The 13,154-nt window shown below is 52.5% G+C and carries 9 protein-coding genes; 6 read left to right on the top strand and 3 right to left on the bottom strand.

Going from position 1 to position 13,154, the window contains the following annotated elements; genetic code table 11:
- The first annotated feature begins 284 nt into the window (after nucleotides 1-284).
- The 3 genes from P8N76_15510 to P8N76_15500 are packed head-to-tail and all read left to right on the top strand — an operon-like array spanning nucleotide 285 to nucleotide 5,759.
- Nucleotides 285-3,398 (top strand): PSD1 and planctomycete cytochrome C domain-containing protein, encoded by a 3,114-nt coding sequence (locus tag P8N76_15510; protein ID MDG2383074.1) that lies wholly within the window; start codon nucleotides 285-287, stop codon nucleotides 3,396-3,398.
- Entirely contained in the window at nucleotides 3,391-4,860 is a 1,470-nt protein-coding gene (locus tag P8N76_15505) for a DUF1501 domain-containing protein (protein ID MDG2383073.1), read from the top strand. The genes P8N76_15510 and P8N76_15505 overlap by 8 nt, the downstream gene beginning before the upstream one ends.
- A gap of 17 nt (nucleotides 4,861-4,877) precedes the next feature.
- Nucleotides 4,878-5,759, top strand: coding sequence for an alpha/beta hydrolase (locus tag P8N76_15500; GenBank protein MDG2383072.1), 882 nt, complete (start codon nucleotides 4,878-4,880; stop codon nucleotides 5,757-5,759).
- 160 nt (nucleotides 5,760-5,919) lie between these two features.
- Here the strand turns inward: P8N76_15500 and P8N76_15495 are convergent, their stop codons facing one another.
- The gene (locus P8N76_15495; protein MDG2383071.1) at nucleotides 5,920-6,459 is read right to left on the bottom strand and encodes a hypothetical protein; all 540 of its coding nucleotides are present in this window, start codon (nucleotides 6,457-6,459) and stop codon (nucleotides 5,920-5,922) included.
- A gap of 396 nt (nucleotides 6,460-6,855) precedes the next feature.
- Between P8N76_15495 and P8N76_15490 the strand changes: the two genes are divergently transcribed.
- Complete coding sequence (locus P8N76_15490; GenBank protein MDG2383070.1) at nucleotides 6,856-7,473, top strand: leucine-rich repeat domain-containing protein; 618 nt, start codon at nucleotides 6,856-6,858, stop codon at nucleotides 7,471-7,473.
- A gap of 24 nt (nucleotides 7,474-7,497) precedes the next feature.
- The gene (locus P8N76_15485; protein MDG2383069.1) at nucleotides 7,498-7,797 is read left to right on the top strand and encodes a hypothetical protein; all 300 of its coding nucleotides are present in this window, start codon (nucleotides 7,498-7,500) and stop codon (nucleotides 7,795-7,797) included.
- Between the two features lie 75 nt (nucleotides 7,798-7,872).
- Here P8N76_15485 and P8N76_15480 read toward each other — a convergent pair whose 3' ends face one another.
- Complete coding sequence (locus P8N76_15480) at nucleotides 7,873-8,892, bottom strand: sugar phosphate isomerase/epimerase (protein ID MDG2383068.1); 1,020 nt, start codon at nucleotides 8,890-8,892, stop codon at nucleotides 7,873-7,875.
- A gap of 420 nt (nucleotides 8,893-9,312) precedes the next feature.
- On the opposite strand from P8N76_15480, the gene P8N76_15475 reads away from it, so the two are divergent.
- Nucleotides 9,313-12,498, top strand: a complete 3,186-nt coding sequence (locus P8N76_15475) for a c-type cytochrome (protein ID MDG2383067.1) — start codon at nucleotides 9,313-9,315, stop codon at nucleotides 12,496-12,498.
- Nucleotides 12,499-12,603: 105 nt separating this feature from the next.
- On the opposite strand, the gene P8N76_15470 is transcribed toward P8N76_15475, so the two are convergent.
- Nucleotides 12,604-13,032: a hypothetical protein gene (locus P8N76_15470; GenBank protein MDG2383066.1), complete on the bottom strand. Its 429-nt coding sequence runs from the start codon at nucleotides 13,030-13,032 to the stop codon at nucleotides 12,604-12,606.
- Between the last annotated feature and the right edge of the window lie 122 nt (nucleotides 13,033-13,154).

The following is a 13,154-nucleotide window of genomic DNA, read 5'->3' as shown; positions in this document are numbered from 1 at the left end:
TCTGGGCGAAGTTGCTGTTCGGTCAGATCTCGTCACAACTTCCCGTCGAGTGAGTGCCCAGATTAGCTCCGAGGGCCGTCGCTGCCGATCTCTCCCCCAAATAGCATCGAATGGTTCGCCACGCGAAGCGAAAGCCGCAGGCAGAAAGTGGCTTACCCCGCCTGTGGTCAAATTGTACCAATCTGGGGTCGGTTGGTGCATGACTTGGACGCCCGTTTCGATTAGGGTTGTAGTGTGGCAATCACGGTTGTCTTTTTCGGGGCAACTGTGAATTCCATCGATGAATGACGTTTCTTTCCTCAATACCCACCTGTCGCCGCACCTGCTTGCTCATGTGTATTTCAGCTTATCGCCGAATTGTCCCACTCTTGGCTGTGCTCGGACTGATGACCAACACGTCAGCAGAAGAGCAGATCGATTTCAGCCGTGACGTGCTCCCCGTTCTTTCGGACCGTTGCTTTCATTGTCACGGACCAGACGAAACGCAACGTCAGTCCGATCTTCGGCTTGATCAGGCCGAATCAGCCATCGAACTTGCGGCGATTGTTCCCTCGGATCCTGAAGCAAGTGAAATGATATCGCGCGTGACAAGCAGCGATCCCGACCTTCAGATGCCACCTCCTGATTCAAATCGCAAACCACTTTCGGAGGGTGAAATCGCTACCCTCAGAAAGTGGATTGCGGAAGGCGCCACTTGGGGACGGCATTGGGCATTCGAAAAACCCCGGCGTCCCAACTTGCCGAATGAGGAAGCCCACCCAATTGACTCGTTTGTCGTTGCACGACTTTCAAAAGAAGGGCTGTCTCTTTCGGAGCGAGCACCCAACGAGACGCTTTATCGGAGAGCCTCTTTTGATCTGATCGGTTTGCCTCCTGGCCTCAAAGAACTCAACGCATCGCGGCACGATTCATCTGCTCAGACCTATCAGGAACATATCGAACGGCTACTCAAATCACCGCACTTCGGGGAGCGGATGGCAATGTGGTGGCTCGATGCGGCACGATACTCCGATACCGATGGTTACCAAGCCGATTCAACTCGGACTAACTGGCCGTGGCGCGATTGGGTGATCCAGTCGTTCAACGAGAATCTTCCGTTCGATCAATTCACGATTGAGCAATTTGCCGGCGATTTACTACCTGATTCGACGGCAGAGCAACAATTAGCCACTTGCTTTCACCGAAACCACATGACCAATGGCGAGGGCGGTCGCGATCCGGAGGAATCTCGCGTCGATTACGTACGCGATCGTGTTAACACAACCGGTTCTGTTTGGCTGGGGCTCACCTTAGGTTGCAGCCAATGCCACGCACATAAGTTTGACCCCATTTCACAAAACGACTATTACAGCCTGACTGGTTTTTTTAACAGTATCGATGAGGATGGCAAGGCAGGTGGCGGCGCGAAGCCGTATCTGAAATACAAGTCACCCCACGCGCAACGCATGATTGACGATGCTCAGCAACTTGTGCAGCGCAGAACAGCCGTTGAAGAACGGACGAAAGAACAGGCCCGGCGTGAATTCTCACCTTGGCTCGTCAAACAATGCGAACAGGTGACCTCGGGTTTCCAACCATGGACCATTCTGGATCCTCGCCTTCAGGAATCGACGGAAGGATCGGTGCTAACCCAGGAAGACAATGGAGTGATTCAAGTTCGTGGTCCGAACCCGCGACAGGATGACTATCGAATCATTGCACCAACGACGCTCGCTCGAGTCACAGGAATTAGACTGGAAGTTTTGCCGCACGAATCGCATACCGAAGGCAAGCTATCACGCGGCGTGACAGGTGAATTTGTTCTCACCGATGTCAAATTGCAAGTCCGAATGAAAGGACAATCTCAGATCAGAGATGTGGAACTGGCTTTTGCGGTCGCCGATGTGGAAAAGACGGCCAAAGGTCGAAATTACGGAAACGTTAGAGATACGTTAGACGACGACCCACGCAACGGGTGGACAACGGAGACTCATGACGCTCAACAGTCGCATGTGGCCGTATTCGCCTTAGCTGATCCGTTGCTCCTTCAAGCCGACGAAGAATTGATTTTTGTCATGCTCCACCGTTCCACGCGTGGAGATGCCAATATTGGCAGATTCCGCCTTGCGGTCACCGATCAGCCCGGCAACGCGGTGCGGTCATTGTCCCCCATGCCGTTGCAGGAATTGGCGAAAACAGTCGCGAAGCCAACTTCGATCTCAGATGGGTTGCGAGCTCGATTATTTGAACAATTCCTGACGGATCACCGTGGTTACCAGCTTGCGAAATCGAGCCTTGATCGGGCTCGTAATCAATTGTCGAACTTTCAGCACGCTGCCAAGGAGCTGAATGTTATGGTACTTGCCGAACGAGATAGCCCTCGATCAACACACGTCCTGGAAAGGGGGGTGTGGGATCAAAAAGGTGATAAGGTTCGGCCTCAAGTCTTGGCTTCAGTTTTGCCCTGGCCTCAGGAAGAAGAGCAGACCCGACTCGATCTGGCCCATTGGCTGGTATCACGTGACAATCCGCTTACCGCTCGGGTCGTTGTAAATCAGCTCTGGCAGCTTTGCTTTGGTGCGGGAATCGTCCGAACCCCGGAGGACTTTGGATTGCAGGGCGAGTTGCCCACGCATCCCCAACTGCTCGACTGGCTTGCCGTCGAGCTAATGGACCACGATTGGGATTTGCAGCATATCTTACGGCTCATTGTCACCAGTGACACCTACTGCCAGAGCAGTCATGTGACGCCGGAACTGCTTGAGCTTGATCCGCAAAATAAGTTATTAGGCCGCGCGACGAGGTACCGTTTGCCAAGTTGGATGATCCGTGATGCGGCGTTGCAATCAAGTGGATTGCTTAATCCGGTGTTGGGCGGTCCCCCGGTGATGCCCTACCAACCGGATGGTGTGTGGGCGGAAATGTTCATGGGCCGTTTCCGCTATCAGCCGAGTCAGGGTGTGGCTCAGCACCGGCGATCACTTTACGCCTTTTGGCGACGGTCGGCGGCGCCCACCTTTCTTTTTGACAGCTCACAACGACGTGTGTGTGAGGTCCGACCACGACGAACAAATACTCCGCTGCATGCTTTAACACTGCTGAATGATTTGAGCATCCTGGAGGCTTCTCGCGCGTTAGCGAGAACCGCATTGCTCACACAGCCCGACACCGAGAGTCGCGTTGCTTTTATCTTTACTACGATCGTTTCGCGGAAACCCACTGATAACGAGGAACAGATTCTGACGCGAGAGCTGTCGAGTGCGATTGAGTTCTACCGGGCGGAACCGGAAGAGGCGAAGCGATTCCTGCAGTTTGGCCAGCCAGAACAGCAAACGACCAACATGCCTTCCGAGCTTTCGGCTTACACCGTGTTGACTAGCCTAGTGTTCAATCTTGACGAGGCCATCACCCATGAATGACCCTGCCGGGACGCAGCAGCAGCCCCATGTCGATAAAACGCGGTTGGCTCGGCGACAATTCCTGTCGCGCTGTTCGGGGCTCGGCCTCGGCGCGTTGGCTTTGGGGTTATTGGAAATCGACACGCAAACAGCATCGGCCGGTCCGCTGGCGGCAGGATCCGTATTGCATCATCCTCCACGCGCAAAAAACGTCATTTTCTTGACTCAATCCGGTGGACCCTCGCAGATTGAACTTTTCGATTACAAATCGGGCTTAGAAAAGTGGGCTGGCAAGGAACTTCCCGACAGTGTTCGGCAGGGACAGCGGCTGACTACCATGACCGCTAACCAAAAACAGCTCGTCATGCCAGCGCGAACCCGCTTCCGACAATACGGAGCAAGTGGTGCTACGATCGGTGAATGGCTGCCTCATCATGCGAGAGTCGCTGATGATTTGTGTTTCGTCAAGTCGATGGTGACCGATCAAATTAACCATGCTCCGGCAATGACAAAATTCCTCACCGGCCACGAGATCCCCGGGCGCCCCAGTTTGGGAGCATGGACGAGTTACGGCCTGGGTAGTGAGAATAACAATTTGCCGGATTATTTAGTGTTGATATCAAAAATGAAACGGCCCAGTGATCAACCGCTCTACGACCACTATTGGGGAAGCGGTTTCTTGCCTTCGCGATTCCAGGGCGTCAAGCTGAGGAATTCCAAGGATCCCGTTCTTTATCTTCGCGATCCGGACGGATTACCTCGGTCCGTTCGGCGTGGAATGCTAGATGGGATTGCAGAACTCAACCAATTACGGGCAAATCACACAGGTGACCCGGAGATCGAAACTCGAATTCGTCAGTATGAGATGGCGTGGCGAATGCAAACCAGCATTCCCGAGTTGAATGATTTAAGCGATGAAACGGAAGAGACATTCGACCTGTATGGCCAAGACTCACGGCGACCTGGCAGTTACGCCGCGAACTGCATTCAAGCCCGCCGCCTCATCGAACGCGGCGTACGCTTTGTGCAGTTGTTCCATCCAGATTGGGATCACCACAGTCGATTGAGCTCGTGGTGTGTGGCACGTTGCCGCGACACGGATCAAGCCAGTGCGGCCTTAGTAACCGACCTCAAACGCCGAGGACTCCTCGATGACACGTTGGTAATTTGGGGTGGCGAATTCGGACGAGGTGTGGCGGGGCAGGGCAAGTGGGACAGCCCTGAGGGTGGCCGCGACCACCACCCTCGCTGCTTTACAATCTGGCTTGCTGGCGGCGGAATTGAATCAGGTATAACGTATGGGGCGACCGACGAATTCAGCTACAATGTCGCGGAAAATCCCGTACAGGTGCGTGATCTGCACGCGACAATTCTCCATTTACTGGGTGTCGATCATGAGAAGTTCAGTTACCGATTTCAAGGACTTGATTTTCGCCTAACGGGTGTGGAAGAATCAAAAGTCGTCCATCCGATCATTCGCTAACCGAAAGTAGCTGAACTATGTATCGAACCCTTATTCTGCTGATTGCCTTCGGTGCTACGACATTAAGCGCAGCTGAAAGGCGAGATGTCTGGCCGGGGTTGGCACCTGGAGAAACGACGAAATCTACCGGAGAATTACTTCCGTTTCGCAAACGTGAAATCCCTCCAGTGACACGCGTGGTGAAGATTACGCGCCCTACTTACTCAGTTCACCTCGCTCCTCAACCTAATGGAACCGGTGTGGTCATTCTTCCGGGGGGCGGATTCGGTAAAGTCGTTCCTGACAAGGAAGGTTCCGAGGCCGCAAAATGGCTGAACAAACACGGTATCTCTGCCTTCGTATTAAGCTACCGTACGACAACCGGACCGGCACAGACCGGTTGGGTTGAGCCACTGCAAGATGCCCAACGCCTGCTCTCGCTCGTGCGACATAACGCCCGCGATTGGGGGCTTAAGCCTGACCGAATTGGCCTCGTGGGATTCTCTGCAGGGGGACAAGTTGCTGCTCGATTACTCGGCGATCAGGGCCAATTGGCCTACGATCCCATCGACGATATCGATCAAACATCGCATCGCCCAGATTTTGCCATGCTGATTTACCCCTGGAATATTTACGATGGTGAGCGCGATCAACTGATTCAAGAAGTGGGGCCGCCCGCAAACTGCCCACCTACGTTTCTTGTACATACCCATGATGACAATTCTTCCTCGCTGGGTGCTGTACTCTTTTATGCGAGTTTGAAACGCCACAGCATTCCGGCCGAATTGCACGTTTACGGGAACGGCGGGCATGGCTATGGATTGCGTGATGTGGCGAATTCGCAAATTTCGACCTGGCCAAAACATGGCGGCCATTGGCTCGTGACACAAGGTTACGCCAAACCGACGGACGGAAACTGAAAAGTTAACATCGTTCGCCTGATGCCAACTCAGTAGTGCATCAGTCAGCAAGCCATCATCGCCGATCGCAGGTCCCACGAGTCGATACGACCTCCAGGCCCCCCGTCTTCGAATCGAGCGAGTGAAAAGCCGCTTGGAGATTACCCAATAGAACCGGCAGTTACTTGGGGTTGGCCCCGAGTTGATTTAAACCTTTCTGTGCAATTGGATTGACGATCGCCGAGTCGCGGCGCAATGCCCGATAATAATATTTGGCGGCCAATTTGCGATTGCCTTTTCGCTCAGCTAATTTCGCTTTTCGCAGCAGACCGATTGCTGCGCGCTCTCGGCGTTGATCGCGCACCGCTTGCCTCTCAAAAGCTTTCGCCTCCTCCTCTCGCTGACGAGCTTGTGCGACTGCTTGATTATTTTGTATCGCTCTTTGTTGTGCCCGTTGCCCAGCGGCCGAAGCACCAGGGAAGCTCAACCGTGCACCGGATCCTGGTACGAACCCACCAAACTGAGGCAACGCACGGCTCGAACTGCCTTGTCGTAAGGTGAGGGGAAGCTGCGGTGATATCGTAATCGTTGCCCCAGCACCTGGGGCGTAGCCTCCAAATTGTGGTAACGCCGTGTTGTTCTGTCGGAAACGGAGGGTTTGAGCCGAAGCCGGATCCGTTGACAATCCCAACAAAATCAGCGTCAAGAACAGGATGCGCATCAGGACAATCCTTTTATGGTTGAGTTCTCTTCTCCCTGCCTCACCTGATGCTACCAGGAGGATCTAAGTATCACAAATAAAAGTCGCTTGTTGTGAAGGCGCATGCGGTTTATCTTCTCTCGCTGGGCGTGTAAGGCAAAAGGAAACCGAGACTGATGCCGTTTCCATCACTGCCACCTGACGATAAAACGCGATGCCACTTTGTGAGCATGACGATTTCGCCTGCGGCTTCAAGCATGGCCGAGAACGGACCGTAATCGATCCCAAGCAGGAAATTGCATTAGCCGCGGATTCTTGGTCACACGATCGTGCAATAAAAGCGAAACGTGCGATTGTGGAAAACTTTAACAAAGAAACAGACGTTGACGCAATTTGAAACCAGATGATGACTCGATCGTGAAGTCTCACTTAGTGACCAATCCGTATCCTCTGTCCGAAAATCCACTCGACCGTGATATGGCGGACGACCTTGAGGGGCTTATGCTTTCCGGACCATGGACGGATGATGTTCTTCGATTCATGCGAGACCATCATGTTGAGGGACTTTATCTGAACTCTGCGCGAGGATGGGTCGATCAAGATTATCAATTCTTGCGGGGCCTACCGTGGTTGCGTTTACTCGACTTGGTTACGCCTGCTCCATCAGGGACCGATCTGTCACCCCTTGAAAGTCTTTTGAAGCTGGAGAAGTTAAGAATCAGCACCCACGCCGAGCGTCACATCGATTTCTCAGCTCTCAACTCGTTGCATTCCTGTTTTATTTCCTGGTGGCCTGGAGCGTCAAGCATTCTCGAATGTCACAATCTCCGCCATGCTTACTTCGACAAGATGGACCGATTTGGCATCGCAAATCTTGCGGGATTGCGGGACCTCCAAAAGCTTACCTTAGGTAATTCACCCATCAGGTCGATCGAACCGATTCTTGAATTAGACAAACTTGAAAGACTTGAGCTTCTAAACTGCCGGCAGATCGAAGATTTTCAAGGCATTGGTCGACTGCGCCACCTCCGCTAGTTGTCTATCCGAGGGAGTAATCAGGTGTCTGACTTCAGCTTTATTCGCGAATTACCCGGACTTGAAATCCTGAATCTGGATGATGTGGGAGTGATGGAATCCCTTCAGCCCGTTCGTCAGCTCTCTCGACTCCGTGCCCTGTCTTTCGCAGGACGTACGACGACGATTGCGGATGGGGACTTAGAGCCACTCGAAGGTTGTTCGCAGTTGGCAATGCTCATGTTTGCGGAAAGACGCCATTACAGCCACAAGCGAATAAAACGCTGGAATTGGGTGGATTTCTACGAGCCAGACAGGCTACTCGAACAAAAGTCAAAGCGTTAGAAAAACCTACTGCCGGAAGTACCTCCGTTGACGTCGATTCACATCCTGTAATCTCCCGGCAATATTCAGCGCGGCCTAACTTTTGATACCTAGCATCCGATCGAGCGAATCAGCTGTCTGATAGATCAACGCTTCAGGAAAGTGTTGGTAAGGATGAAAATACTCAAAGGTCAGATAACCTTCGTAGCCAATGTCGTCGAACGCCTCCAGAACGGCCGGCCAATTTGTGGTGCCATCCAACAGGGGTCGAAATGCTTCCAATGAACTGTCAGTGCCATTTTTCGTGAACTCTTTCAGATGAACGTTTTTGATTCGATGATCAAGGATCGGTATCCAATGCTCAGGGAATTGATATTGCATAATATTTCCCGTGTCAAAATGAACATGAACATGATCGCTTGAAAAACTGTCGACAAACTCATTCATTTCTCCAGGCGACATCAGGAATCCATTGAAGAAGATGTTTTCCATGTTAAGATGGACCTTCAGTCGTTCCGCTTGGGGAATCAATTTGGCAATCGCTTCCCGCGCTCTTCGGTCACAAAGATCATTCGGCGTGGGATCGTGGTCTTCTCGCCAAGGCATATGAACTGCGCCAGGCACGACCAAAAGATTTTCTGTACCCAAATCATGGGCTGCCTGCGTCATCTTACCTGCAAGTTCGATTCCACGCGCACGTTCTGCGGGGTCGTTACTAGTCAATGGATAGGGCCAAAATAAGAACGAACACAGACCACTGACTTCGATTCCAATCTCCTCAGCCTGTCGGCGGATGGCATGAAATTGCTTCGTTCCAGAGGAAGGTGAAAGATCGCTTTCCAAATCGTAGTTCAGTTCAATCCCATCAAAGCCTGCATCTTTCGCCAATTGCAAACATTGTCGCAGTGTCATTTTATCCGGGTAGGGAAACGCCCAAAGATTGATCGACTTTTTCATCTTATAGACAGGCCGTTTTATCGTAGGACCTGTTTGTTCTGCCTGTCCCGCTTTCGATCCGGCTACCCATGCAGCGCTTCCAAAAGCGGCGTACGCCAATAATTCGCGGCGGGGCAAACGGGAGTCTAACTGTCGCGATTCATGGTCCTGATCGGTCACAATAATTCTCCTGATCCATTGCGGGCGTCGCTGCACGGCTGATGAGAGATTTCATTCTCCTCAATCGAACGCGCTGTGATTTGAGGTCAAATTAACCTACGGCCTGGTTCTCGTCTAGCAAAAACCAGCGAGTGACGGACCGCGAACCTCGACGAAGCGGGACAGGCTCTGCGCGAATTTGAAACGGTTTGTGTCGCATCTGCAGTAACCACAGAAATGATTTTGAGATCGTCCAAGTGAGACATGTAAACGGCAGATCTCGCGCTGACATCTTATTTGGAAAACCGGCCGCGTAACGCCGGATAGACGATCTCACGAATGGAGACCGGTCGGATTCAGGATGTTACAATAATGGGCTCGAGATCTTGTGTCTTTCCTAGATCCCGGAATCATTTATTAGCAACGCGGAGTTGTCGTATCATGCGATCCTTTTTCTTAGTGAATGTCGCATTGGTGATTGCGCTGATCATTTCGCCCCTTATTTGTTCTGCGCAAATCAAGCGTGCAACGGATGCGCCGATGCCCCTTTCGCCAACCGAAAGTCAAAAGCAGATACGTGTGCCAGCAGGATTTCGGATCGAATTGGTAGCCAGCGAACCCCTCATCCAAGAACCCTCCTGCATTGCTTTTGATGAATACGGGCGTCTCTTTGTGACCGAATTGCATGGTTACAATGTGGAGGGTGAACTCGATGTGACGGAGCTGAACAAGACGGGGGAATTAGACCGGGAAGTTAGGCGACTACGCTGGGAGTTCATAGGAGGCGAGATCGCGGATCGGGCCAAGGAACTTCAGTACGGTAAGTTGAAGGTACTCTCCGATACGGATGGCGATGGCAGGATGGATAGCGCCCAACTGTGGGCCGATGATTTGCCACCCGCCTACGGCGTCATACCCGCCTACGGGGGTGTCGTGGTCGTTGCAGCTCCCGAGATTCTTTTCTTTGCTGATCGAGACGGCGATGGTCGGCCGGAGATACGGAAGACGCTGTATACGGGCTTCAAGAAACGGGAAATGGAACGAGGCATCAACAATCCACGCCGTGGAGTCGACAACTGGATTTATATCGGTGCGGGAGGGCATGGCGGCACCATCCAACGCCCCCAGGCGATTACTGACGCAGCGCAAACAAAAACTCTTCCAGCGGTGGACCTTTCCAACTCTGATTTTCGCATCAACCTTGCCACGCAGGAGATTGAGCCGGTCACCGGTCGTGTGGGAACCTTTGGTCTCGCGATCAACGACGTGGGAGATCGCTTTCCGTGTAGTGGTGGGCAGCCTGCGGTGTATGCGTTACCACTCGACTACACTGCTTTGACGCGAAATCCGTGGGTTCCCACTCCCTCGATGAATCACAGTGCAGCAGACTATGGCAACGGTTTTCGAATTAGCCAGCCACATCCCTGGCGTGTTCGGCGTCGAAAAGATCCCGCGTGGATTAAGTTTTATGGTGACCGCGAAACCAACAGCAATTATTTCACCGGGGGATGCGGTGGCGAAATCTACAACGCGGCTCTTTTCCCCAGAGATTTCCAAGGCGATTTTTTTTATTGTGAGCCATCCTTGAACATCGTTCATCGAAGCGAGTTGACTCGAGATGGTGCTGGTTACCAGGCGCGTCGCGCGGCGAACGAAACTGAATCAGAGTTTCTCGCGTCGACCGACCAATGGTTTCGCCCCATGAATCTCCGCACGGGTCCGGACGGAGCGATTTACATTGTCGATATGTATCGCGAAATCATCGAGGACTATTCCGCAATCCCGAGGTTTCTGCAACAACAATACGGGCTCGATCGGGGACGCGACCGAGGACGGATCTGGCGATTACTTCCCTTGGATGCTCCCCCCGCGATCTCTCATGCATTACTGTCGCTAGACGGCCCAGACCCGCAGCATCTGCCTCGCAGCCAACTCGTGGCGTTGCTGGAACATCCGAATCGATGGCAGCGAAATACGGCACAACGATTGGTGCTTGAAAGGGACGGCGTTTTCGACTTTGATGTCGTCGCAACCTTGAAGCAGCTCATTCGAAGCAGTCCATCTCCGCTTGCCAAGATCCACGCGTCCCACTTGCTGGCATCGCTGGATTCGCTTAGCGATCTTGACCTCTTGGTTCTTTTGTCGGCCAAGGATCACCGGGTGAGACGGCATGCAGCTAAGCTAAGCGGTAACCGCCGTTTGTCCTCTGACGCGTTGGCAAGGCTTCACGGCCTGGTTTTCGATCCCGATCCGGCGGTCCGACTTCAAGTCGCACAAGCATTGGCAGGAAAACCGGGAGCCGATGACGCCCTCATGAAGCTCGCCAACCAGCATGGGGATGACCGCTGGATGAATGCGGCAATCTTAGCGTCCGTCAAGCAGGGCGGTCCGATGTTGTCCGACTTATTGAATGCAAAGGAAATGAATGCTGGAGAGCGAAGCCTGGTGGTTCCGTTGGCGGCGAGCCTGGTAGGCGGTAACGACACGATACGTTTAACTGAGGTGATCAATCGATTACCCACAGTGGATCCCGAACTACAGCTTGATTGTCTTCGCGGAATCGCAACCACCTTGAATCGCTGGGGAGATGATTTGCTAGACGATGGCCAATCTGAACGGCGCGATGCACTCGTGTCCTTAATTCAAACGGACCATGCCGAGGTCCGGCAATTGGCGATCAACGTTGCCGTTCGATTGTTGCCGAAAGATGCATTGCGAGAGACTTTCACTCAAGCATTGAAAACGACACTACACGTCGGAAACGAAGAAGATCGAATTGCGGCAATTAAATTGTTGGGGAATGCTCCATTTGATTTGCTTCGGCAATGTGAAGCCCTGCTGGACAGCCGCCAGTCGCTGCAATTACAGCAGGCAGCGATCGATGCGATCGGAGTATCTGCGTCGCCCGAGGTTGGCGTCGTCCTACTAGATCGCTGGCAGGAGTATACGCCAGAAATCAAAAAACATGCCCTCCAAACAATCCTTGCGAGAGAAAATCGATATCCTGCTCTAGCCGAAGCAATTATTGACGGGCGAATTCGCGTGACTGAACTGAACGCCTCCCAACAAAATCTGCTGCAACGTCTTCCTGCGGACCAGGCGAGACACGTGCATGCGGTGCTCAGCGCCGAAGAAAAAACGGTTGATACCGACGTCGCTGGGCGTATCAAACACTATTCAGACGTACTGGGGAAAGGGAACCGCAGTTTTGAGCAAGGGCGTCGCGTGTTTGAAAAGACATGCCTTAATTGTCACAAGCTTAGAGATGAAGGATATGCGGTCGGTCCCTCTCTCGGAAGCGTTCTGAATAAGCCGAATGAGGCCATCCTTGTCGATATCCTCGACCCCAGTAGCAAAATTGATTCCGAATACATTTCCTACACCGTCATCACCGATCAGGGTAAATCGTTCACGGGCGTGTTAGGTTCCGAATCTCCTACGAGTGTGATTTTGAAGCTGGACAAAGGCAAAACGGCAACCATTTTGCGCAAGGAAATCGATGTCATGCGTGCCTCCCAGGTTTCATTGATGCCATCTAACCTGCACGAACAAATCACGGCTGACCAGATGGCCGATTTGTTAGACTATGTGAGAAAGGCGTTCGGCGATGTGAAACAGGCCCCCTAGTTGGAGAACCTTCCAAGCCGAAGTGCGACTTTGGCACTTACTTTCCATCGCAGATCGAACACGGCCAACGCTCGGGGCCTAGTTACGGACTCTTCGCAAACACTCTCACGGCCCCGGCAGCGTCATATCATATTCTTCGTCAGGAGGAGAGAGTCGACCGCAGACGTCATAGTACGACTTCGGCTGAAATGTGTTGACAGTTGCTTCGTCGTTCGACGCAAAGATGCGGAAGGGGGTTCGGTCAAGCTTTAACGTTTTAAAAACGGACCCAAGCGACTCTGTCATCGTCAAACGTATGCTCGTTTTCGTGCCCCTCGCTTGCACGACTAACAGGGCTTCAATCATTGACGACGAAAGTCGCTTTACATTTTGCAGGTCGATCACCAACGTCGTGGGTTCCAGACGATCAATGATTTGCAAGAGTTCTTGTCTCGCGAAATTTATGTGAATTGCACTATCAAGGTGGAAATCCACGGCGCGAGCTATGACCGCATCATTTCTGTGTTCGATCGCGAAATAGCGATATAAATCCATTTAACCTTCTCATTAAGTTCCTTACTGTTACCTGTCGCATCATGATCGATGCGTATAAAGGCAGCATGTGGGTCCTGTGAAGATTGCAAGAAAACCATCCCTTTCTCTACCGATCCGGAGCG

It is taken from the genome of Pirellulaceae bacterium, assembly GCA_029243025.1.
Lineage (GTDB): Bacteria > Planctomycetota > Planctomycetia > Pirellulales > Pirellulaceae.
This window is presented reverse-complemented; position numbering and strand designations above follow the sequence as displayed.